The organism is Loktanella sp. 3ANDIMAR09 (assembly GCF_001420005.1).
In the GTDB taxonomy this organism is placed as follows: domain Bacteria; phylum Pseudomonadota; class Alphaproteobacteria; order Rhodobacterales; family Rhodobacteraceae; genus Loktanella.
This window is the reverse complement of the sequence record NZ_LJAK01000006.1, coordinates 14877-38207: the sequence shown is the minus strand read 5'-3', so window position 1 is coordinate 38207 and position 23331 is coordinate 14877. Positions and strand designations below refer to the sequence as shown.

At 64.0% G+C, this 23331-nt stretch carries 21 protein-coding genes; 9 read left to right on the top strand and 12 right to left on the bottom strand.

Annotation, left to right across the window (positions count from 1 at the left end; all coding sequences use genetic code 11):
- Window positions 1-84 precede the first annotated feature (84 nt).
- Together lysA and AN189_RS10365 are read left to right on the top strand one after the other, a co-directional pair.
- Complete coding sequence (gene lysA, locus AN189_RS10370; protein WP_056035720.1) at window positions 85-1350, top strand: diaminopimelate decarboxylase; 1266 nt, start codon at window positions 85-87, stop codon at window positions 1348-1350.
- A gap of 79 nt (window positions 1351-1429) precedes the next feature.
- Window positions 1430-4000, top strand: a complete 2571-nt coding sequence (locus tag AN189_RS10365) for a TIGR02302 family protein (RefSeq protein ID WP_253279599.1) — start codon at window positions 1430-1432, stop codon at window positions 3998-4000.
- Window positions 4001-4040: 40 nt separating this feature from the next.
- Here the strand turns inward: AN189_RS10365 and AN189_RS19490 are convergent, their stop codons facing one another.
- Window positions 4041-4973, bottom strand: a complete 933-nt coding sequence (locus AN189_RS19490) for a zinc-ribbon domain-containing protein (RefSeq protein ID WP_056035176.1) — start codon at window positions 4971-4973, stop codon at window positions 4041-4043.
- Window positions 4974-5140: 167 nt separating this feature from the next.
- On the opposite strand from AN189_RS19490, the gene AN189_RS10355 reads away from it, so the two are divergent.
- The 5 genes from AN189_RS10355 to AN189_RS10335 are packed head-to-tail and all read left to right on the top strand — an operon-like array spanning window position 5141 to window position 8772.
- The gene (locus tag AN189_RS10355; RefSeq protein ID WP_056035173.1) at window positions 5141-5812 is read left to right on the top strand and encodes a cell division ATP-binding protein FtsE; all 672 of its coding nucleotides are present in this window, start codon (window positions 5141-5143) and stop codon (window positions 5810-5812) included.
- Window positions 5809-6711, top strand: coding sequence for an ABC transporter permease (locus tag AN189_RS10350; protein ID WP_056035170.1), 903 nt, complete (start codon window positions 5809-5811; stop codon window positions 6709-6711). Before AN189_RS10355 ends, AN189_RS10350 begins: the two co-directional genes overlap by 4 nt.
- Window positions 6708-7481: a 1-acyl-sn-glycerol-3-phosphate acyltransferase gene (locus AN189_RS10345; RefSeq protein ID WP_056035167.1), complete on the top strand. Its 774-nt coding sequence runs from the start codon at window positions 6708-6710 to the stop codon at window positions 7479-7481. The genes AN189_RS10350 and AN189_RS10345 overlap by 4 nt, the downstream gene beginning before the upstream one ends.
- A complete protein-coding gene (locus AN189_RS10340) occupies window positions 7478-8080 on the top strand; it encodes an MSMEG_1061 family FMN-dependent PPOX-type flavoprotein (protein ID WP_056035164.1) in 603 nt (200 codons plus the stop codon). Before AN189_RS10345 ends, AN189_RS10340 begins: the two co-directional genes overlap by 4 nt.
- Window positions 8074-8772, top strand: coding sequence for a hypothetical protein (locus AN189_RS10335; protein WP_056035161.1), 699 nt, complete (start codon window positions 8074-8076; stop codon window positions 8770-8772). Before AN189_RS10340 ends, AN189_RS10335 begins: the two co-directional genes overlap by 7 nt.
- Here the strand turns inward: AN189_RS10335 and AN189_RS10330 are convergent.
- The 7 genes from AN189_RS10330 to smpB all read right to left on the bottom strand — a co-directional run bounded on the left by AN189_RS10330 (window position 8769) and on the right by smpB (window position 16106).
- Complete coding sequence (locus AN189_RS10330) at window positions 8769-9731, bottom strand: acetyl-CoA carboxylase carboxyltransferase subunit alpha (RefSeq protein ID WP_056035157.1); 963 nt, start codon at window positions 9729-9731, stop codon at window positions 8769-8771. The two genes, AN189_RS10335 and AN189_RS10330, sit on opposite strands and share 4 nt — an antisense overlap.
- A gap of 68 nt (window positions 9732-9799) precedes the next feature.
- Window positions 9800-10759, bottom strand: a complete 960-nt coding sequence (locus tag AN189_RS10325; protein ID WP_056035712.1) for an L-malyl-CoA/beta-methylmalyl-CoA lyase — start codon at window positions 10757-10759, stop codon at window positions 9800-9802.
- Window positions 10760-10946: 187 nt separating this feature from the next.
- Window positions 10947-12131, bottom strand: coding sequence for an amino acid aminotransferase (locus AN189_RS10320; RefSeq protein WP_056035154.1), 1185 nt, complete (start codon window positions 12129-12131; stop codon window positions 10947-10949).
- 10 nt (window positions 12132-12141) lie between these two features.
- On the bottom strand, window positions 12142-13008 hold the full coding sequence (gene sseA, locus AN189_RS10315) for a 3-mercaptopyruvate sulfurtransferase (RefSeq protein ID WP_056035151.1): 867 nt from the start codon (window positions 13006-13008) through the stop codon (window positions 12142-12144).
- Between the two features lie 123 nt (window positions 13009-13131).
- Window positions 13132-14373, bottom strand: a complete 1242-nt coding sequence (locus tag AN189_RS10310) for a saccharopine dehydrogenase family protein (protein WP_056035149.1) — start codon at window positions 14371-14373, stop codon at window positions 13132-13134.
- A 27-nt stretch (window positions 14374-14400) separates the two neighbouring features.
- Entirely contained in the window at window positions 14401-15495 is a 1095-nt protein-coding gene (locus AN189_RS10305; RefSeq protein WP_056035711.1) for a carboxynorspermidine decarboxylase, read from the bottom strand.
- 137 nt (window positions 15496-15632) lie between these two features.
- Window positions 15633-16106, bottom strand: coding sequence for an SsrA-binding protein SmpB (gene smpB, locus AN189_RS10300; RefSeq protein WP_056035144.1), 474 nt, complete (start codon window positions 16104-16106; stop codon window positions 15633-15635).
- Window positions 16107-16192: 86 nt separating this feature from the next.
- On the opposite strand from smpB, the gene AN189_RS10295 reads away from it, so the two are divergent.
- The gene (locus AN189_RS10295) at window positions 16193-17371 is read left to right on the top strand and encodes a winged helix-turn-helix domain-containing protein (RefSeq protein WP_056035140.1); all 1179 of its coding nucleotides are present in this window, start codon (window positions 16193-16195) and stop codon (window positions 17369-17371) included.
- Window positions 17372-17421: 50 nt separating this feature from the next.
- Here AN189_RS10295 and dapA read toward each other — a convergent pair whose 3' ends face one another.
- Window positions 17422-18294 (bottom strand): 4-hydroxy-tetrahydrodipicolinate synthase, encoded by an 873-nt coding sequence (gene dapA / locus AN189_RS10290; protein WP_056035136.1) that lies wholly within the window; start codon window positions 18292-18294, stop codon window positions 17422-17424.
- A gap of 106 nt (window positions 18295-18400) precedes the next feature.
- Here dapA and AN189_RS10285 point away from each other — a divergent pair, with 106 nt between their 5' ends.
- Window positions 18401-20617, top strand: coding sequence for a lytic transglycosylase domain-containing protein (locus AN189_RS10285; protein ID WP_172794896.1), 2217 nt, complete (start codon window positions 18401-18403; stop codon window positions 20615-20617).
- Here the strand turns inward: AN189_RS10285 and AN189_RS10280 are convergent, their stop codons facing one another.
- The 3 genes from AN189_RS10280 to mnmD all read right to left on the bottom strand — a co-directional run bounded on the left by AN189_RS10280 (window position 20618) and on the right by mnmD (window position 23283).
- A complete protein-coding gene (locus AN189_RS10280; RefSeq protein ID WP_056035134.1) occupies window positions 20618-21658 on the bottom strand; it encodes a sensor histidine kinase in 1041 nt (346 codons plus the stop codon). It abuts the gene before it with no gap.
- A gap of 89 nt (window positions 21659-21747) precedes the next feature.
- Entirely contained in the window at window positions 21748-22614 is an 867-nt protein-coding gene (locus AN189_RS10275) for a DMT family transporter (RefSeq protein ID WP_056035131.1), read from the bottom strand.
- 3 nt (window positions 22615-22617) lie between these two features.
- On the bottom strand, window positions 22618-23283 hold the full coding sequence (mnmD, locus tag AN189_RS10270; protein WP_056035128.1) for a tRNA (5-methylaminomethyl-2-thiouridine)(34)-methyltransferase MnmD: 666 nt from the start codon (window positions 23281-23283) through the stop codon (window positions 22618-22620).
- Between the last annotated feature and the right edge of the window lie 48 nt (window positions 23284-23331).

The window sequence follows — 23331 nt, the reverse complement described above, 5'->3', positions numbered from 1 at the left end:
CGCAAAGGCGCCCCGCCCGCCGTCCCATTGCGCACCGCGTCCGCCGTGGTATGAGGACCGCGTCTTTTGGCGCGGGAGTCTGTGGTGGATCATTTCAATTACAAGAACGGCGAACTCTATGCCGAGGATGTGCCGCTGCGCGATATCGCGGCGGCTGTCGGTACGCCGTTCTACGTCTATTCCAGCGCCACGTTGCTGCGGCATTTCCAGTTGTTCGATGATGCGTTGGCGGGCATGGACCACCTTGTCTGCTTTGCCATGAAATCGCTGTCAAATCAGGCGGTGATCCATCTGCTGGGCGAGGCCGGGGCCGGCATGGATGTCGTGTCCGAAGGCGAATATCGCCGCGCCCGCGCGGCAGGCATTCCCGGCGACCGCATCGTGTTCTCCGGCGTGGGCAAGACGCGCGCCGAGATGCGCACCGCGCTGGAAGGCGGCATTCGCCAGTTCAACGTCGAGAGCGAGCCCGAGATGGAAGCGCTGAGCAAGGTCGCCACGGCACTGGGCAAGGTCGCACCGATCACGATCCGGGTTAATCCGGATGTAGACGCCAAGACGCACGCCAAGATCGCCACCGGCAAATCCGAAAACAAGTTCGGTATTCCGATTGCGCGTGCGCGCGAGGTCTATGCGCTTGCGGCATCGCTGCCGGGGATCGCGGTGATCGGCATCGACGTCCACATCGGTAGTCAGCTGACCGATCTGGAACCGTTCCGTGCGGCCTATGCCAAGGTCGCGGAATTGACCGAGGTGCTGCGCGCGGACGGTCATGACATCCGCAGACTGGATCTGGGGGGCGGTCTGGGCATCCCCTATTCCACTGGCAACGCCAACCCGCCGCTGCCCAGCGACTATGGTCAGTTGATCAAGGACAGCGTCGGCCACCTGGGCTGCGAGATCGAGATCGAGCCCGGTCGCCTGATTTCGGGAAACGCGGGCCTGCTGGTCAGCGAGGTCATCTACGTCAAGGAGGGCGCTGACCGGCAGTTCCTGATCATCGATGCTGCGATGAACGACCTGATCCGCCCGGCGATGTACGACGCGCATCACGACATCGTCCCCGTGATCGAACCCAAGGTTGCCGCCGATCGCGCCACCTATGACGTCGTCGGCCCGATCTGCGAAAGCGGCGACACCTTTGCCAAGGGGCGCCAGATGGCGCAGGTCGGTCCCGGTGATCTGGTCGCGTTCCGGTCCGCCGGTGCCTACGGTGCTGTCATGAGTAGCGAATACAATTCGCGCCCCATGATCCCCGAGGTTCTGGTCCAGCGCGATCAATTTGCGGTTATTCGTGCACGTCCCACCTTTGACGAAATGATTGCGCGCGATACCATCCCTGCGTGGCTGTAGCGACAGCAGCCCGTCACCCCGTCCGAGGAGAGGGCAGCTGAGCCGCACGCACAACGACCTGCCGCACCTGAAACGCCCCGTGTTGCTGACGCGTCTGGGGTTGTTCGCCGAAAAGGCGACGCGGGCCTTTTGGCCCTTGTGGAGCGTGTGTTTCGTCATCCTCGCGCCCCTGATGTTTGGATGGCAGGACCGCCTGACGCTGGAGGCATTCTGGGGGCTGTCGGTGCTGGCCGTGCTGGGGTTCGGCAGCGCGCTGGTCTGGGGTGTGCGCCGGTTCACATGGCCGACCTATTCCGACGCCGTGGCCCGTCTGGATGCCAGTCTGCCGGGGCGACCCATTGCCGCAGTGCGCGACACGCAGGCCATCGGCACCGGCGATGCCGCATCAGAGGCCGTCTGGCAGGCCCATGTCGCGCGGATGCGCGCCGCATCTGAAAATGCCCGTGCCGTGCAACCGGACCTGCGGGTCAGCGACCGCGACCCCTATGGTCTGCGATTCATCGCGCTGCTGTTTTTCGTCTGTGCCCTGATGTTCGGGTCGGTCCTGCGGGTCGGGTCGGTGTCCGAAATCGCGCAAGGCGGCACACAGACCCTCGCCACCGGCCCCGTCTGGGAAGGCTGGGTGACGCCCCCGGCCTATACCGGGCGTCCGACATTGTACCTGAACGATATTCCGCCGGGGCCGATGGGTGTTCCCGTGGGGTCCGAAATCACCCTGCGCCTGTACGGCGAGGTCGGTGCATTGACGGTGGATGAAACCGTGTCCGGGCGCACGACCGACATCGCGCCCGCCTCTGACCCTGAACAACGCTTTGTCGTGACGCAATCGGGCCGGCTCGCGATCAGTGGTGAACGCGGTGCGGCCTGGGATGTGACCGCGCAGGAGGATACGGCCCCCAGCGTGTCGTTCAATGGCGAAATCGATTCCGACGCGATGGGCGAGTTGCAGCAACCCTTTGCCGCGACGGACGACTACGGTGTCGAGACCGGGTTCGTGACCATCGCATTGGATCTGGACGCGGTGGACCGCCGTTACGGGCTGACGGTGGACCCTGATCCGATTGAGCCTCTGGTCATTGACCTGCCGATGCCCTTTGGCGGTGATCGCGCCGATTTCGAAGAGGTGCTGATCGAAAACCTGTCGGAACATCCGCTGGCCAATCTGCCGGTCACCATGACGCTGACGGTGACGGATGCCGCAGGACAGGATGGAACCAGCGAAACGGTGCCGATGACACTGCCGGGGCGGCGGTTTTTTCAGCCGGTGGCGCGGGCCGTGATCGAACAGCGCCGCGACCTGATGTGGAGCCATGACAACGGGCGGCGCATCGCGCAGGTGCTGCGTGCGATCAGCTATACGCCCGAGGATCTGTTCACCAATCAGACGACTTACCTGCGTTTGCGCCAGATCGTGCGCAATCTGGAGAGTTACAACACCGCAGGCCTGACCGAGGATCAGGAGCTGGAACTGACCACGGCGCTGTGGGAGCTTGCGATTCAGCTGGAAGAAGGCACGTTGGCCGACGCCCGCGAACGTCTGCGCCGCGCGCAGGAACGGCTGGAAGAGGCGATGCGCAACGGTGCCTCTGACGAGGAAATCGCCGAACTGATGAACGAGCTGCGCGAGGCCACCCGCGATTACATGCAGATGTTGGCCGACCAGATGGAACCGGGCGAAAGCGGCACGGACCAGCCTGATATGGCGCAGAATTCGCAGGAGATGAGCCAGGATCAGCTACAGGCGATGATGGATCGCATCGAGGAGCTGATGCAGGAAGGCCGGATGGCCGAGGCGCAGGCGCTGATGGAACAGCTGAACCAGATGCTGGAAAACATGCGCATTACCCAAGGCGAGGGGCAGGGCGATGGTCCGCGCACGCCCGGCCAGCAGTCGATGCAGGATCTGGCCGATACCTTGCGCGAACAGCAAGAACTGTCCGACGACGCATTCCGCGATTTGCAAGAGCAGGGCCAGCAAGGGCAAGAAGGCCAGCAACAGGGCCAAGGTCAGCAACAGGGCCAAGGTCAGCAACAGGGGCAGGGCCAGCAACAGGGGCAAGGTCAGCAACAGGGACAGGGCAACGAACCCGGCAACCAGCAAGGGCAGGGTCAGGCGCAGAACGACCAGGGCCAGGAGGGTCAGGGTGGCGAGAGCCTTGCCCAACGTCAGCAGGCGCTGCGCGATGAATTGAACCGCCAGCGCGGACAATTGCCGGGGCTGCCCGGCGATGCGGGCGACCGTGCCGCACAGCAATTGGACCGTGCCGAAGGTGCGATGGACGGTGCCGAGCAGGCCCTGCGCGACGGCGATCTGGGCCGGGCCATCGACCAGCAGGCCGAGGCGCTGGATGCACTGCGCGGCGGCATGCAGGCGCTGGGCGAGGCGCTGGCGCAGAACGAACAGCAAGAACCCGGTCAAGGTCAGGCGCAAGGAGAGACGAATGGTCAGGTGCAACCTTCGCGCCGTGATCCGCTTGGCCGTCAGCTGGGCAATTCGGGTCAGTTCGGCAGTGACGAAAACATGTTGCAGGGCGAAGACACCTACCGCCGCGCCGAGGAATTGCTGGACGAATTGCGCCGCCGCTCAGGTGAACAGAACAGGCCGCAGGTCGAACGCGATTATCTGAACCGGCTTCTCGACCGGTTCTGATCCGGCGAGCCGGGGCCTTTGGGACGGTGGTCCGGTGTGATCAGATGTCGCCACCCATCGCGCGGACCAGGGCCTGAACCTGATTGTCCAGCCACAGGCGGCCCGCGTCGACGGCGGCCACATAGGCGGCCAGCGGTTCGGCCAGCGCGGGCACCGTGGCCGCGATGGTGTCGGCCAACGTGTAGATGGCCACGGCAATCAGGATCAGACCGATCACGGTCAGGAAACCGGCGCGCCCGCTCTTGCGGTCATTTTCGGCCTGTTCGGTCGGGATAGGGCCCAGCGGGTCGCGTTCCGCGTCCGAGCGCAGGGTCGAATTGATTTCCTCGATGTCGGGGAATTGTTCGCGACGTATTGCGGGTTTGGATGCGGCGGGTGGCGTTTCACCCTTGAGCCGGGCCAGACGTTCGCGGCCTTCGTCCTCGGGGGGGAGGGGGCGGCGCGGTTTGACCGCGGCGGGTTGTGGTTCGGGATCGCGCAGGGCCATATCGGTCTGCCCGGCAAAGGGATCGCCGGCCTCGGCCTTGCGCGCGGCCTCTTCGTGGGCGGCCTCTTCGCGCAGGATTTCCGCAATCGACGCCTCCAGCGGGCGACGCTGCATCGGCGCTGCGGCGGGCACGTCCTGCGCCTGGGGCGGGACGGACGGTGCATCATCGACCACGACGCTGTTGTCATCGGTTGCAGCGTCAGCGGGGTCGTCTTGCATGTCCGCGTCATCACCCGGCGCATCGCCGTCGTCGTCCCGGTCGAATGGATCATCCATCGGGTCAGGGTCCGCCTCGCGCGGTTCAGGCGCGCGCGGGGGTTCGACCGCGCCCATGCTTTCGGCGGCATCAGAGGGGTCGTCTGCCGATTCGAACCAGGTATGTGCGCAGTTCGAACATTGCACATCACGCCCGCCCGCGGGGATCACGTCGGCGTCGACCTCGTAGGTCGCGCCACAATTCGGGCAGATCAGTCGGATCGTCGCCATACCAAGTCCTTCGTCGGCTTGCCGAAGTTACGACACAGAAGTTTCACGGGATAGTTAACGTCCCCACCGATAAAGCCAAGGCGTCCGGCACCGGTCAGTGGCTTTGCATTGTAACCTGTTGCAAATTTGGGCAAAACACTTGCAACGCTGCTGGAGGAGAAATCCGCGTGATCGAGCTGGAGAATGTGGCCTACAGCTATGGCGGGGATTCCCTGTTCGCGGGGCTGTCGTTGCAGCTTGCACCGGGATCGTTCCAGTTCCTGACCGGACCGTCGGGCGCGGGCAAGACCACGCTGCTGAAACTCTGCTATGGCGATCTGCTGGCGACATCCGGGCATGTCACGCTGTTCGGCAAGGATGCCGCAGGGCTGACACGCGATGATGTGGCACTGGTGCGCCGTCGCATCGGGGTCGTGCATCAGGATTGCCAGTTTCTGGACCATCTGCCGCTGTCTGAAAACGTGGCGCTGCCGTTGCAGGTATCCGGCCGCAGCAAGGAGGCACAGGACAACCTGGGCGATCTGCTGGGCTGGGTCGGCCTGTCACGGCAGGCGGCACAGACGCCCCCGCAGTTGTCGGGCGGTGAACGCCAGCGTGCAGCGCTGGCCCGTGCGGTCATCACCTCGCCGGATGTGATCGTGGCGGATGAACCGACAGGCAATGTCGATTGGGAGATGTCGCAACGCCTGCTGACCTTGCTGATCGAGCTGAACCGGATGGGCAAGACGGTGCTGATCGCGACCCATGACCTGAACCTGATCCGTTTTGCCAAATCGCAGGTGGTGGCCAATGTGCTGCGCATCCGGGGCGGGCAACTGGAAACCGGGGTGACGCTGTGAATCCGCGGGTCACGCAAATCCTGGGTCTGTTGCAAGGTGACCGCGAGGCTGACCGCGCTGTCCCGCCCACCGGGTTCACGGCGCGGTTGACGGTTTTCACCGCGGCAGCGATGGCGTTTCTGGCAGTCTTTGCGCTGGCGCTGTCGGTGGCGACGGGGCGGCTGGCGGATCGCTGGTCGGCAGAGCTGGCGCGCACGGCGACCTTGCGCATATCGGCCCCCGCAGGCGAGGGCGAGGCACAGGTGCGCGCGGCCTTGCAGGTGTTGGAAACGACCCCCGGTGTGGCATCGGCCCGTGCATTGACCCCCGAGGAACAGGCCGTTTTGCTGGAACCCTGGTTCGGCCCCGATCTGCCGCTGGAAACGCTGCCCATCCCCCGGCTGATCGAGGTGACGGCAGATGCGGACGGATATGACGCGACGGGCCTGCGCGCGCGGCTACAGGCCGAGGTTCCGGCCGCCGTGCTGGACGATCACACACGCTGGCGCGAACCGCTGGTCGATGCGGCGAACCGGTTGCGGACCCTGGGTTGGGTCGCCTTGCTGCTGATCGGCGGTGCCGTGGCTGCGATGATCACGCTGGCGGCGCAATCGGCGCTGTCGGCCAATGCGCAGGTCATTCGCGTGATGCGGCTGGTGGGTGCGCGCGACGCCTATATCGCGCGTGCGTTTGTCCGCCGTTTCACCCTGCGGGCCGGGCTGGGTGCGCTGGTCGGCACGATCCTGGGACTGCTGGCGGTGGCCGCCCTGCCAGACGGTGACGACGGTGGATTTCTGACAGGTCTCGGTTTTTCCGGCGCTGGCTGGTTCCTGCCACTTTTCATCCCGCCCCTTGCGGCAGTCGTCGCCTTTCTGGCAACCCGCGCTGCGGCGTTGCGCACCCTGAGGACCCAAGCATGAGTTACGCAATCCAATGGCTGCGGTCGCTGCTGTTCACCGTCGTGATGTACATCCTGATGGCAATCTACGGCATCGTCTTTCTGCCCTATGTTCTGGTGTCGCCAATGGGCGGGCGCACCGCCTGCATGGCCTACGCCCGGACGGTGATGTGGCTGGCCGGCTGGATGATTGGCCTGCGGTTCGAATTCCGCGGCACGGTGCCGACCTATGGCTGCATGGTCGCGGCCAAACACCAGAGTTTCATGGACGTGATGGCGATCTATCAGACCATGCCGCGCCCGCGTTTCATCATGAAACGATTGCTGCTGTGGGCACCGATCCTGGGCCTGTATGCCTATCGTGCGGGCTGCATACCGGTTGACCGTGGCAAAAAGGGTCAGGCGATCAAGGACATGCTGGCGCGGGTCAAGGCCGGCGACCAGAAACCGGGTCAGCTGTGCATCTATCCGCAGGGCACCCGTGTGGCGGCTGGTGCCGTTGCCCCCTATAAAAAAGGCACGGCAGCCCTCTATGGGCAGTTGCAACAGCCCTGCGTGCCGGTGGCGACCAATGTTGGCGTGTTCTGGCCGAAACGCGGGATTTATCGCAAGCCGGGTGTGGCGGTGTTCGATTTCCTCGACCCTATACCGGCTGGCCTGCCCTTGCGGGAATTCATGGTCGTGCTGGAAAACGCGATCGAGGATCGGTCCGATGCGCTGGCGCGCGAGGCCGGACTGGACGTGCCGCAGCGCAAGTCCATCCCACCCGTCGAACCCGGAGCCCCCGTATGACCCCGGTATCATCCATCGACGAGCTGACCGCGATTTATGGCCCTGCCGTGCCACGGTCACTGACCAAGGTGCGCGACCGTCTGACCCCTGCCTACAGGACGTGGATCAACGCGGCCCGGTTCGTCGTGGTGTCGACCGTCGGGCCAGAAGGCACGGACGGATCGCCACGCGGTGATGTCGGGCCTGTCGTGCGTATCGCGGATGATCGCAGGCTGTTGCTGCCGGACTGGATGGGCAACAACCGCATCGACACGCTGCGCAACATCGTGCGTGACCCTCGCGTCAGCCTGATGTTCATGGTGCCCGGCAGCAGCAATGTCGTGCGCGTGAACGGCCATGCCATCGTGACGGTCGATGCAGATGTGTTGCAGCAATTCGAACAGCGCGGCAAACATCCCCGCAGCGTCGTCGTCATCACCGTGACCGAGGTCTATTTCCAATGCGCCAAGGCGATCATGCGGTCCGCATTGTGGTCGGGTGAGGATCACGGCGCGGCCCTGCCCAAGGCGGGGGACCTGCTGCAAGAGGTCGAGCCGGAGTTCGATGGGGCGGCCTATGATGCAGGCTATGCCGCAGCGGCCGAGGCCAAGATGTGGTAGCAGCGATCCGCTGGTTCAAATCGGCGCTGCATCCCAACGCGTTGACGCTGGACGACGACAGCCTGGATGCCGCCTGTGACCCCGCCGCGCTGACACTGGCGATTGCGGGCCTGAACCTGCCGGATTTCATCCATCGCCTGCGCGTCGTGGCACCCGCTGACACGGACCTGACCGCATTTTTCGCCCTTGGGTTTCGCCGCGTGCGGCGGACGCGACTGGTCGCAATCGACCTGAACACCTTGCCGCTGACCTTGCCCGACTTGCCTGCGGATTGGACGGCACAATGGGTATCGCCGGGCGATCCTGCCGATTGGGCCGGCTGGTTCGCGGCCCATTGGGATCACTACGCGCGCACCCATCGCAGCAATCCGCCACGCGATCCGGGACCAGAGGGGCGGGCGCTGATATTCGGTGGGGATGACCTGACCGATGCCTTGTTCGTCACTGACGCACAAGGCGCGCTGGTAGCGTTCGGCAGTTTGCGCGCTGATATGGAATTGGGCTGGCTGGACGTAACACGCACAGTCCCGGGCCATGTGCCTGCCGTTCTGGGCGCCGTCCTGCGCCGTGCCGTGGCCAGCGGTTGGACGCAGGCCACCTGCGAGGTGGATGACGATCACGCAGCCTTGTGGGCCTGTCTGCGCGCAGTGCAGGGGGGTGACAGCTATGTCACCCTGCACCGCGACGTTTAGGCCGCGAGGCCCTTTTTCCCCAGATCGAGGTATTTCTTGCGCCGTCCGGCCATGATTTTGGCGGGTTTCATGCCGTCAAAGGATGCGAGCAATTCGCTGATCGCGGCACCCACGGATTTGATCGCGGCGGCGGCGTCGCGGTGGGCACCGCCTGCGGGTTCGGGGATGATCCGGTCGCAGACGCCCAACTCCTTGAGGTTCTGTGCCGTCAGGCGCAGGGCGGCGGCGGCCTCTTGGGTTTTGCCTGCGTCCTTCCACAGGATCGAGGCGCAGCCTTCGGGGCTGATGACCGAATAGATCGAATGTTCCAGCATCGCCACGCGGTCGGCGGTGGCAAAGGCCACGGCCCCGCCGGACCCGCCTTCACCGATGACCACGGAAATGATCGGCACCTTCAGGTCCAGACAGGCCTCGGTCGAACGGGCAATCGCCTCGGATTGGCCGCGTTCCTCTGCCCCCTTGCCGGGGTAGGCACCGGGGGTGTCGACCAGCGTGATGACGGGCAGGCCGAAACGGTCGGCCATGCGCATCAGGCGGATCGCCTTGCGATACCCTTCGGGGCGGGCCATGCCGAAATTGCGCGCGATGCGGGATTTGGTGTCGTTGCCCTTTTCATGGCCAATCACCATGACGGGGCGACCGTTCAGCCGCGCCAGACCGCCCATGACGGCATGATCGTCGGCAAAGTTCCGGTCACCGGCCAGCGGTGTGAATTCGTCGAACAGCGCCTCGATGTAGTCCTTGCAATGGGGGCGTTCGGGGTGACGGGCGACCAGACATTTGCGCCACGGCGTCAACCCGGAATACAGTTGTTTCAGCAGGTCGGCCGCCTTGCGATCCAATGCAGCGGCCTCTTTTTCGATGTCCATTTCCTCGTTTTCGCGGGCCATCGCGCGCAGCTCTTCGGCCTTGCCTTCGATTTCGGCGAGAGGTTTTTCGAATTCGAGATATTGGGTCATCACGCACCTTTACTGGAACTGGTGCCGATATAGGCGCGTGAGACCGGGAATTGCAATGCCGCGAGGCGTCAGGCGCCCGCGATCATTTGGGACTGCTTGACGATGACTTCGGCCTGTTTGATGGATGCGATGTCGACCAGACGGCCCTTGTAGACGGTGGCACCCTCGCCGCGTGCCTTGGCGGTTTCCATCGCGGCCAAGATTTCGCGTGCCTCGGCAACGGCTGCCTCTGACGGGGTAAAGACCTCGTTGGCCAGTGCGATCTGCTTGGGGTGGATGGCCCATTTGCCGACCATGCCCAGCGTGGCGGATCGCCGGGCCTGCGCGCGGTAGCCTTCGTCGTCGGAAAAATCGCCAAAGGGGCCATCGACAGGCAGGATGCCATGGGTGCGGCAGGCGGCGACGATTGCGGTCTGTGCCCAGTGCCACGGGTCGGAATAATGCCGCGTCTCACCATGCAGCATGTAGTAGTTGTTCTGCGTGCCGCCGATGCCCGTCGTCTGCATCCCCATCGAGGCCGCGTAGTCAGCGGCACCCAAGCTCATCGCCTGCATCCGGGGGCTGGAGGCCGCGATTTCATTCACATTCACCAGACCAGCGGCGGATTCGATGATGACCTCGAACGCGATGGGTTTGGTCCGGCCCTTGGCGGTTTCAATCGCCGTGACGAGCGCATCCACGGCATAGACGTCGGCCGCACAGCCGACCTTGGGGATCATGATCTGATCCAGCCTATCACCCGCCTGTTCCAGCAGATCCACCACGTCGCGATACCAGAACGGTGTGTCGAGCGAGTTGATCCGCACCGACAATGTCTTGGTGCTCCAGTCGTGCGCGCCGATCGCCGCGATTACGTTGGCGCGGGCTGCATCCTTGTCCGTTGGGGACACGCTGTCCTCGAGGTCGAGGTTGATGACGTCGGCGTCCGAGGCCGCCATTTTGGCGAACAGTTTGGTGTTCGATCCCGGTCCGAACAACTGGCAGCGGTTCGGGCGGGCAGGGGGTGTCGGTTGCAGGCGAAAAGACATGGTCGGGTCACTTTGTTTCTTTTTGATCGCCTTCACGCGTATATTGTTACGCGAAGGGTCGCAACCCGCATTTGCACGTGCAGCATGTCGGTGGTCGCCGCTGTTTGTGCGGACGCACAAACGCGCCCCGCCCGCCGACCCGTCAGGGCCAGCGGGCGGGATGATCCGTGCAGCGATGGTGTGTGGCTCAGACGCCTGCGTCGACGATGGCCTGCGCCAGCAGCGGCACGGTATCCGCGTTCAGCCCCGCGATGTTCATGCGGCTGTCGCCCACCATGTAGATGCCGTTCTTGTCGCGCATCGTCTCGACCTCTTCCGGCGAGGCCCCGATCCGGCTGAACATGCCGCGATGCTGTGCCACGAAATCGAACCGGTCATCATTGGCGCGCTGGCGCAGCTCGTCGGCCAATTGCTGGCGCAGGGCCAGCATGGTGTTGCGGGTTTCCTCCAGCTCTGCCTCCCAGTCGGCGCGCAACGCGGGGTCGGTCAGGATCGTGCTGACCACCCGCGCGCCATGATCGGGCGGAAATGAGTAGTTCTGGCGGTTGAGAAAGTTCAGGTTCGCCTGTGTCAGCGTGGCCTCTTGGGCGTCACGGGCGAGGCCCATCAAAATACCCGTGCGTTCACGGTAGATGCCAAAGTTTTTCGAGCAGCTGGCGGCGATCAGCACGTTGTCGAATGCGGCGGCCACCTTGCGCGTGGCGGCGGCGTCGTCCTGCAAGCCGTCGCCAAATCCCTGGTAGGCGATATCGACCAGCGGCACGGCACTGCGGTCCTTGATCACCGCGATGATCTGGTCCCACTGGTCCGCCGTGGGGTTGGCACCCGTCGGATTGTGGCAGCAGCCGTGCAGCAGCACCACGTCGCCCGGTGCGACCGTCCCCAGATCGGCGATCAGACCATCGAAATCGACGCCGCGGGTCGCCTCGTCGAAATAGCGGTATTCCTGCATCTTCATACCGAGGAATTTGATGATCGACGGGTGGTTCGGCCACGTGGGGTTCGACAGCCAGACGGTGGCGTCGGGGGAAGCGATGCGGATCAGTTCCAGCGCCTGCCGGATGGCGCCGGTGCCGCCGGGGGTCGCTATGGCCGCGATCCGGTCGCGCTGCACGGTATCGGCCAGCACCAGATCGATCATCGCATCGGCAAAGGCGGGATCACCCGCCAGACCCGTGTACGCCTTGGTCGTCTGGTCGGCGACGATGCGGCGCTCGGCCTCTTTGACGGCGCGCATGACGGGCGTGTTGCCGGTCGGGTCCTTGTAGACGCCCACGCCCAGATCGACCTTGGTGTCGCGGGGGTCGGCGCGGTAGGCGGCCATGAGTGACAGGATCTTGTCGGCGGGTTGCGCCTTGAGCGTCTCGAACATCTGTGGGTCCTCAGGAGGTGGCGGGGCCGGTGGCGATGGGCAGGTCGGGGTACATGCCCCATTCGGACCATGACCCGTCATAGAGCGCGTGGTCGGTCTTGCCGATGCGTTCCAGCGCAAGGTTGATGATGGCGGCGGTCACACCCGACCCGCAGGTCGTGATAACGGGTTTGGTCAAATCTGCACCTGCGTCGGCAAAGGCCTGTTGCAGGGCGGGGGCGTCCTTCATCGTGCCATCGGCGTTCAGCAATGCAGTATAGGGCAGGTTGCGCGACCCAGGGATGTGGCCGCTGCGCAGACCTGCGCGCGGTTCCGGTACCTCGCCGTTGAAACGGGCGGGGGCGCGGGCATCCAGCGTGGTGTGGTCACCGAGTTTCGCGGCGCGCGCAACCTGGGTGACATCCTTGATCATCTGGTTCTGGCGGCTGACCGTCATATGGCGGTCGCGGATTACGGGTGGCAGGTCTTCGGTCGCGCCTCCGGCGGCGATCCATGCGGGCAGACCACCGTCCAGAACGGCCACGTCGCGTTTGCCCATCAGGCGGAACATCCACCAGACGCGGGCCGCGGAAAACAGCCCCGTGCTGTCATAGACCACGACCTGATGGCCGTCGCCCACACCCATCGCGCGCAGGCGCGACATGAATTTTTCGACCTCTGGCACCATATGGGGCAGTTCGGACCGGCTGTCCGAAATATCGTCGATATCGAAAAACCGCGCACCCGGAATGTGGCTGGCTGCATATTCCGCACGGGCATCACGTCCTGCGTCGGGCATGTGCCAGCTGGCGTCGAGAATACGCATGTCGGGGTCGCGCAAATGCGCCTTGAGCCAGTCAGCACTGACGAGGGTGCGCGGATCGTCCGGGGTCGCCATGGCGCTCTCCTGTAGGGGCGAGGGTCGCGGCGAGTGCTACCCCACGGGGGGCGTCAAGGCAAGCGCGACCGGGGCGTCATCGGCAAGGGGGGGGGGCACCGCGTCGCAGTGCCCCCGACCGGGTCAGTTGGCGTTCCAGGCGCGGTCGCCGTCTGCGTCGCGCACCCGTGTCGGCAGGCCGATGGTGTCCAGCAGGGTGAACAGCGGTTTCGGGTCCAGCTCTTCGACGTTCATCATGGTGCCCTTGTCGTAGGTGCCATCCGCGATCAGCATGGCAAAGGCCACGGGCGGCACGCCAGCCGTGTAGGAAATACCCTGGCTGCCGACCTCGTTATAGGCGTCCTTGTGGTCGGCCACGTTGTAGACGAACACCTCGACCTCCTGACCGTCTTTGGTCCCCTTGACCAGATCGCCGATGCAGGTCTTGCCGGTATAGTCAGGTGCCAGGCTGGACGGATCGGGCAGAACGGCTTTGACCACTTTCAGCGGGACGACCTCCAGCCCTTCGGCGGTGGTGACGGGCTGTTCGGACAATAGCCCGAGGTTTTGCAGCACCGTAAAGACGTTGATGTAGTGATCGCCAAAGCCCATCCAGAACCGCACGTCGGCACCCGGATAGTTCGCGGACAGCGAATGCACCTCGTCATGGCCGGACAGATAGGCCTTTTGCTTGCCTACGACGGGCAGGTCCCATTCGCGCCCGACCTCGAACATCTTGTTCGTCTGCCATGCGCCGTCCTGCCAGCTGTAGACCGTGCCGGTGAATTCGCGAAAGTTGATTTCGGGATCGAAATTGGTCGAAAAATAACGCCCGTGGTTGCCGGCATTGATGTCGACGATATCGATGGACGTCACCTTGTCCATGTAGGCATCCGCGGCATGGCGGGCAAAGGCGTTGACCATGCCCGGATCGAAACCCGCGCCCAGAATGGCGGTCACCCCTGCGGCGGCGCAGGCGTCGCGGCGTTTCCATTCATAGTTGGCGTACCACGGTGGGGTTTCGCAGATTTTGCCCGGGTCCTCGTGGATGGCCGTGTCGATATAGGCGGCACCGGTCTGGATGCAGGCCTCGAGCACGGTCATGTTCACAAAGGGCGAGCCGACGTTGATCACGATCTGCGCGCCTGTTGCATTGATCAGGGCTGCGACCGCATCGCTGTCCATCGCGTCGATGGCATGGGACTGGAAAACGCCGTCCTGTTTCATCGCGCCTTTTTCGTGGACGCTGGCAATGATGGCGTCACATTTCGCGATGGTGCGGCTAGCCAGGTGTAGATCGCCCAGAACGTCGTTGTTTTGCGCACATTTATGCGCGACGACCTGTGCGACGCCGCCAGCACCGATGATCAGAACATTACGTTTCATTTATCCAAAAAACCCCTTTGCCATGAATTAGGAGAGTGCGGCTGCGAAATCGTCGTAGTCGAAATCGCGCACCAACCGGGTGCTGCCATCAAGTTCACGGATCGCGATGCTGGGCATCTTGACGCCGTTGAACCAGTTTTTCTTGACCATTGTGTAGCCTGCCGTGTCCTGAAACGAAAGCCGGTCACCCGCCTTGAGCGGGGCATCGAAGCGGAATTCACCGAAAATGTCCCCGGCCAGACAGGATTTGCCGCAGACCATCCAGGCGTGATCGCCCGTGTTGGGCGCGATTTTGGCCGGTTCGCGGTAGATCAGCAAATCCAGCAGATGCGCCTCGATGGAACTGTCGACGATAGCCAGATTCTTGCCGTTGTGCATGGTGTCCAGCACCGTCACCTCGAGCGTGGCAGCGCCGCTGATCGCGGCCTCGCCGGGTTCAAGGTAGACCTGCACGCCATAGCGTTCGGCAAAGCCCTTGAGCCGGGCGGCAAAGCGGTCCAGCGGGTAATCCGCGCCCGTGAAATGGATGCCGCCGCCCAGGCTGATCCAGTCCATCTTGTGCATGACCTTGCCGAACCGATCCTCGATCAGGGTCAGCATTTCGTCAAAGCGGTCAAAACTGTCGTTTTCACAGTTGTTGTGAAACATCAGGCCGCTGATCTGGTCGGCGATGGCGTCGATCGCATTTGGGTCATGTTCGCCCAACCGGCTGAAGGGACGCGCGGGGTCCGCCAGGTCGAATTCCGAGGTCGAAACACCGGGATTGACCCGCAGCCCGCGGATGTGTCCATCCGATTGCTGCGCGAATTTCGTCAGCTGACCGATGGAGTTGAAGATGATCTTGTCGGAATGGGCGAGCACCTCGGCGATTTCGTGGTCGGCGTAGGCCACGGAATAGGCGTGCGTTTCGCCCGGAAACTTCTCACGGCCCAGACGCACCTCATAGAGCGAGGACGAGGTGGAACCGTCCATGTAGTCGGACATGAAATCGAACACCGACCATGTGGCAAAGCATTTCAGGGCCAGCAGGCATTTCGCCCCGGATTCCGCACGCAGCCATGCGATTTTTTCCATGTTTGGCAACAGGCGGGATTTGTCGATCAGGTAATAAGGAGTTTGCACAGCAGAGGCTTTCTGTTGGATTGCACCGAGGTGCATCGAAAGGATCGCGGCGTGGTGCCGGGTTCGGACAATATCGCGGGCGGCTGTCGCATAACTGGCGCGGCCATTGCAATCGGCAATAGCGGCGCGGGGGTACGTCAGGTGTCGTGACGCAGTAATCGCTGTTTCTGCCTTGCCCAGTCACGTTTCGCGTCGGTCTGACGCTTGTCGTGGTTTTTCTTGCCCTTGGCCGTGGCGATTTTCAGTTTCACCAACCCGCGGTCGTTGAAATACATCACCAATGGGACGAGGGTCATGCCCTCACGCTTGGTCGCGTTCCACAGACGCGCCAGCTCGCGGCGACTGACCAGCAGTTTGCGTTTGCGCCGGGCCTCGTGGCCGAACATCGCCTGTTCGTATGGGGCGATATAGCCGTTGGTCAGCCACAGCTCTCCGTCGTCGACCGAGGCATAGCTGTCGGCGATGCTGGATTGGCCAATACGCAGGGATTTCACCTCTGACCCGTGCAGAATGATCCCAACCTCCAGGTCCTCCTGGATTTCGTAATCATAGCGTGCACGCCGGTTTTCGGCGATCACCTTGTAATTCTTGTTGTCCGGTTTCTTGGCCATGCACAGCAGATAGGCGACAGTGCGGGGCAGGGCAAGGCTGGCCCGGGCGGACTTGATGCGCCAGACTGGCCAAAACAGGGGGTACGATGCAGGTAGAGCGACTGGACAATGCCCGTGCCCGGGCCGTGTTTCTGGACCGGCACGGGCTGGGTGCGACGCGCGCGGGCAGTGCGATGGCCGCGATCGATGCGCTGGGGTTCGTGCAGCTGGACAGCGTCAACACATTCGCGCGGGCGCACGATCTGATCCTGTGGTCACGGCACCGGCCCTATCGTCCGCCGGTCCTGAACCGACTGCTGGCGGGCGAACGCGCGGTGTTCGAACACTGGACCCATGACGCAGCTGCGATCCCCATGGACCTGTGGCCATTGTGGCGCATGCGGTTCGCACGCGACCGCATGATGCTGGAACGGCGCTGGGCGCGTCACCGGCCTGCCGGATTCGCCGTGCAGGTTGACGAGGTCATGCGCCAGATCGCCGATCACGGACCCTGCACCTCTGGCGACGTGGGCCCGGGTGAGACACGGGGCAAGGGCGGTTGGTGGGACTGGCACCCCAGCAAGACGGCGCTTGAATATCTGTGGCGCAGCGGTGCGCTGTCGGTGGTGCGGCGCGAGGGGTTCCGCAAGGTCTATGACCTGACCGAACGGGTGATTCCGCAGGCGGTGCGCGAGACAGAAATCAGCGAGGCAGAGGCCATCGACCGGCTGTGCGCACTGGCGCTGGACAAGCTGGGGTTCGCCACCAGCGGCGAGATCGCGGCGTTCTGGGCGCATGTCACCCCGGCAGAAGCGCGGGTCTGGTGTGAGTTGGAAATGGCCGCAGGCCGTGCAGTGCCGGTGGACGTATCAGGGGCGGAGGGCCGGATTCGTCGCTGCCTGGCGCGTCCTGATCTGCTGGATGCGACGGTGCCGGACCTGCCGGGACGGGTGCGCATCCTGTCACCGTTCGATCCCGCGCTGCGCGACCGCAAGCGGGCGGAATGGCTGTTCGGTTTTCATTACCGGATCGAGATTTTCGTACCAGCACCGCAGCGGCGCTATGGTTACTACGTGTTTCCGGTGTGGGAAGGGGACCGGGCAATCGGGCGCATCGACATGGCACGGCAGGGTGATGTGCTGGCGGTGCGCGCCTTTTGGCCCGAACCGGGCGTTGCGATGGGTAAGGCGCGGTTGACGCGCCTGCAATCAGAGCTGGCGCGCGCGGCCGTCTTTGGCGGTTGCGGCCGGGTTGACTACGACACGGATTGGCTGCGGGACGCCTGACGCCGCTGTTTGCGGGCGATGCCCGCAAATGCGCCCCGCCCGCCGTCCCGTCAGTTCAGAAGGCCTGCGTGAACCATGCCGGCGCGGATGCGGTCCTTGACACCATCGGTCAGGCCGACCAGCGGCGCGCGCACCTCTTCGTTGCCCAAGCCCAGCAGCGACAGGCCATATTTCGCGCCGACCAGCCCCGGTTCGAGAAAAATCGCTTCGTGCAGGGGCATCAGGCGGTCGGTGATCGACAACGCGGTCGCAAAATCGCCGGCCAGCGTGGCGTCCTGCATCTGTGCACACAGTGCCGGTGCGACGTTCGCCGTGACCGAGATGCAGCCCGTGCCGCCGTGGGCGTTGAACCCCAGTGCCGTCGCGTCCTCGCCCGACATCTGCACGAAATCTGTGCCACAGGTCATGCGCTGTTTGGGCACGCGGGACAAATCGCCGGTGGCATCCTTGACGCCGACGATCATCGGCAGCCTGGCCAGCTCTGCCATGGTGGCGACGGTCATGTCGACGGCGGACCGGCCTGGAATGTTGTAGATCACGATGGGCAGGCCGCAATCGGCAGCGGCGGTGAAATGCGCGATCAGACCGGCCTGTGTGGGTTTGTTGTAATAGGGGGTCACGACCAATGCGGCATCGGCCCCTGCGGCCTTGGCGGCCTTGACCAGTCGGACGGTTTCCATGGTGTTGTTCGAGCCGGCACCTGCGATGACCGGGATACGGCCTGCCGCATGATCGACGACGGTCTGGACGACCAGATCGTGTTCGTCGTGGGTCAGTGTCGGGCTTTCGCCGGTGGTGCCGACCGGGACCAACCCGTGCGTGCCCTGCGCGACATGCCAGTCGACAAGGTTTTTGAGCGTTGCGAGGTCCACCTTGCCGCCGCTGAACGGCGTGACGAGGGCGACGAATGAACCTTTGAACATGGGGTGTTGTCCTGATGTTGGGGCCGGGCTGCGCGCCATCGGCGAAATCGCGCGGACCCTAGCGGGGTTTCCCCCGAATGCCAAGAATGTGCGTTGCCCCGTCAGCATGATAGACCATATTCGAGTGACAGTTCTGTTCCGCGCCACAGGTGCCTTTATGCGATTTTCGATCCCCGGTTTCATGCGTGTTGCCAGTGTCCTGTTCTGGCCTGTCATGGCGACAGCCCAGACCGTGACCGATGACGATATCAAGGCAGTCCGTTTGTCCAATGATCGCGACTATGATGCGGCCTATGCCGCAGCAGGGGTCGATGACCCGGTGATGACCGATCTGGTGACCTGGCAACGCCTGCGGTTCGGCGATGCGACATTCGCGGAGTACATCGATTTCGAGGCCCGGCGCCCGAACTGGCCCGGCGAAAACGTCGTGCGCGCCGCCGGAGAGCAGGTGATCCCCGAGGACGCAAGTGCGGCGCAAGTCATCCTGTGGTTCGACGGTTTGCCGCCGCAGACGGGTCTGGGGGCCGTGCGACTGGCGCAGGCGCTGGTGGCCACGGGCCAGATTGATCGTGCGCGCAACGTCGTGCGCACCGCGTGGACCGATCTGGAATTGTCGGATTTCAGCCAGCAATTGCTGCTGGACAGTTTCGGCGATGATCTGGCCGATCTGCACGGCGAAAGGACCGATCAGCTGCTGTGGGCCTGGCGCACTGACGCGGCCGAGAAAATGCGCCCCCTGCTGGACGAGGGCCAGCAGGCCTTGCTGACCGCCCGGTCGCGGCTGATCCGCGATGCATCCGGCGTCGATGCGGCACTGGCCGCGGTGCCCGAGGATCTGCGCGACACGCCGGGGTTGCTGTATGACCGGTATAACTGGGCCGCTGACCGGGGGCGGCGCAGTGATGCGATGGACCTGCTGCTGGCGCAATCCACGAGTGCCGCCGCACTGGGCGAACCCTTTCGCTGGTCCGGGTGGCGGCGTATCCTCGCGCGGTACGAGATGCGCAACGGCGACCCCGAACGGGCGTACCGCATGGCGTCACAGCATTTCACGACCCCCGGCGACGGCTACAACTATGCCGATCTGGAATGGCTGTCGGGTTATCTGGCGCTGACCTATCTGGACGATGCGGAACTGGCGCTGGAACATTTCAACGCCTTTGCCGCCACCGTCGATACGCCGATCAGTGAAGGACGTGCTGGATATTGGCAGGGACGTGCCTTGTCTGCATTGGGCCGGGCGACCGAGGCCGAAGCGGCCTTTGCCCGGGCGGCGGTGCACCAGACCAGTTTCTACGGTCTGTTGGCTGCCGACAGGCTGGACCTGCCGCTGGACCCTGCGCTGATCGGCGCGGACGAGGGGTTGGACTGGCAAAGCGCGCCGATCATAGAGGATGACCGCGTGCGGGCCGCGGTCGCCTTGATCGAGGCGGGTCAGCGCGGCAAGGCCATCGCATTCGTCAACAACCTCGGTCAGACGCTGGGGGCTGCGGATATCGCGCGTCTGGGCCGGGCCTTTGCCGCGCGGGATGAAACCTATCTGACGGTCCTGCTGGGCAAGGCCGCTGCCGAGCGCGGTGTCATCGTGCCCTCGGCGTATTTTCCGCTGCACCCCGTGGCGGATATGGATCTGCCGGTGCCGGCGGATCTGACGCTGGCCATTTCCCGCCGCGAAAGCGAATTCTACATCGGTGCAGGCAGCCCGGTGGGCGCACAGGGTCTGATGCAGCTGATGCCTGCCACCGCGCGTGAAGTCAGCCGTGAACTGGGCCTGAGCTATTCCGAGGCCAATCTGACGCGCGACTGGCGCTATAACGCGCAGCTGGGTGCGGCCTATCTGGCTGGCCTGCGCGAGAGGTTTGGTGATTCCGTCATTCAGGTCGCCGCAGGCTACAACGCCGGGCCTAGCCGCCCTGCAACCTGGATGGACGAACGCGGCGATCCGCGACAGGGTGAGGTCGATGTCGTCGACTGGATCGAACACATCCCGTTCCGCGAGACACGAAACTATGTCCAGCGGGTCAGTGAATCACTGCCCGTCTACCGCGCACGTCTGACTGGCACGACGGGCGAGGTCGATTTTCTGGACATGATCACGGGCAGCATGGCATCCGTGCGTCCCCGATTGCGCCCCGATGGGTCGGTGGAACAACCGGTCCCCGCAGAGGTGCTTGCGGCACCGCGGCCTGAATTGCGCCCTGCCGCGCTGAATGCCGAAGCGCGTGTGGCCACGTCATCGGCACCACCGGACGTGGTCGAGCTGATTGTCATTCCAGAAGGCAGCGCCCCGCCGGAAACCCTGCGCCCCATCCCGCGCCCCTGACTAGCGGGGTGGGTTGGTGTCGCGGATCGCCTGAACCGGGCAGGTCATGGACCAGCGCAGCCCCTTGGGATCGAAGTCCTGGGTGACGGTGGCATTCAGCGCCGCCTCGGTCATGGTTTGCAGCACGGATGTGCCGAAACCCCGATGCTCTGGTGCCTTGACCGACGGGCCGCCATCCTCGCGCCAATAGAGGCTGAGTGTTTCGTCCGTGAGTGTCCAGCTGACGGTCAATCGACCCTCTGACACTGACAGCGCACCGTATTTGGTCGCATTCGTGGCCAGTTCATGCAGCGTCAGACCGATGGATTGCATCGCACTTTCGCGCAGGATCAGCGCGGGGCCTTCGACGGTGATCCGCGGGTCGGTCTTGCTGGCAAAGGGGCTGAGCTGTTCGCGCACCAGATCGCCCAGTTGCACACCTACGGCGGCCTGCTGCATCAGCAAGTTCTGGTTCTGCCCCAGTGCCGCCATCCGGGCATTGAAGCTGGCCAGGAAATCCTGCGGATCAGTGGTGCGTGCCGTCAGACGTGCGATGCTCTGCACGATGGTCAGGACATTTTTCAGGCGGTGATTCATTTCCCCCATAAGGGCCACGACACGGTCTTCGTGGCTCTTGAGGGCGGAGATATCCATGATCGCCACCAGACCCGACACGGGCCGCGTGTTGCCATCCGCGTCATGTGTGAACGTGACCTGCTTGCGCGCGCTCAGCCAGCGATGGCCCCCGTCCGGTCGCGGGACGCGGTGCACAACATCCACGATATCCGGCTGACCGGGGGCCAGCAGGGCCTCGACCTCGTGCTGCACATGTGGCTGGTCTTCGGGGTGGATGCGGGCGTGCAGTTCATCGCGGGGCACGGGACGCAAGGCTGGCAGGTCGAACAGTTCGGCAGCCCGCGTGTCCAGCGTGATCGTGTCGTTCACATAATCCACGGTGCCAAGGCCAAGCCCCGCAACCTGCACGCCCAGTTGCAGCAATGCAGCCGACACATCCGGTTGTCCGGCGACGGGCAGATCGAATATTCCATCAGGTGGTGGCATCACGTGCAAGCTTTGTTGGTTCAGAGCGTCCGTTCTAGGTTGTGCCCAAAAATGACGCAAGAGTCGTGGCGGTAAAGTGATCTTGGTTTTCAGCCGCCTGCGCGACTACGGATCAGCGTGAACACGCCAGCCGCGACGACAATCGCAGCCCCCAGCGCCACGTTCCATTCCAACACCTCGCCAAAGAACGTCAGCCCGATCGCGGTCGCAAAGACCAGTTGCAGATAGGCAAATGGCTGGACCGATCCCGCCTCTGCGACCTCGTAGGTCTTGATCAGCAGCCAATGGCCGCTGACGCCCGTGACGCAGAGCACGGCCATGATTGCCCAGTCGGGGCCGGTCATGGGTTCCCAGAACCAGATGCCGGCGGCAGTGGACGCCACCGCCCCCGCGACGCCTGTCCAGAAAAAGCTGGTTGCGGCGGTGTCCAGTTTCGCCACGTACCGCGTCAACAGACCATAAAGCGCAAACATCACAGCCGCGATCAGCGGGATGATGGCCGCCGGGGCAAAGACGGCAAATCCGGGTTCCAGAATGATGAGCACGCCGACAAACCCCACGCCAATGGCGATCCAGCGGCGCGGCCCCACGCCTTCGCCCAGCACGGGACCGGACAGGGCCGCGATCAGCAGTGGATAACAGGCAAAGACGGCATGGCTTTCGACCAGTCCCAGCGCCACGAAACCTGCCACCATGACCATGATTTCGGCCGCCAGCAGCAAACCGCGCAGGATCTGCACCTTGGGCTGGTTGGTGCGGGCGGCCTGCCGCACCGATCCGGTGCGCAACCGCGCAAGGGTGATGACAAAGGCGGCAAAGAACCAGTAGCGGATCATCACGACCATCATCACGTTGTAATCCGTCGCCAGATGCCGCGACAGCCCGTCCTGCACGGCAAAGACGAATGTGGTTGCCGTCATCAGGCCGATACCCAACCGGGTGTTGGAACTTTGCATGGGTTATTCCTTGATCCCGGTGGTCATGTGCCGTTTGCGACCGTAGCCGGGCTGACGTGTGACGGTGAAACCGGCTGCGGCCAGTGCGGCGCGCACATGGCCTGCCGCCGAATAGGTCGCGCAGGTGCCGCCTGTCTGGCAGTGGTCGGCCACCTGTTGCAGCAGTTCCGGTCGCCACAGGGCGGGGTTCTTGGCCGGTGAAAACCCGTCAAGGAACCATGCGTCGGCCATGCCGTCCCATGCGGGCAGGGTGGTGTTCGCGTCGCCCGCGATCACCCGCAACGTGAAATCGGGACCCGCGACATGCGACAGATCGGCGGCGTCCAGTGTCCCCACCGGCAGACCGTCGAACGGGGCCAGCGCGCGTGCGCGGTCTGCCTGTGTCATCGGGTGCAGTTCAAAACTGGTGAACATCAGGCGTCCCGCCACGCCGGAGGCGCGGAACGCGCGCAGGGCGCACAGAAAATTCAGCCCCGTTCCGAACCCCAATTCGGCAATGTGGAACCCGTCGTGAAACCGTTCCGGCAGGCCGTTGCCGCGCAGAAAGACGTGGGCGGTTTCATCGACGCCACCATTCAGCGAATAATAGGGATCATCGAACAGGTCGGACACCGGCACCGGGCCGTGTGGCGTGTCTTTCCAACTGAGGATGGCGGGCTGGTCGGTCATGGTCGTTTGCCTTAAGCGTCGGGTCAGGTCTGAACCGGAGAGGGCGCG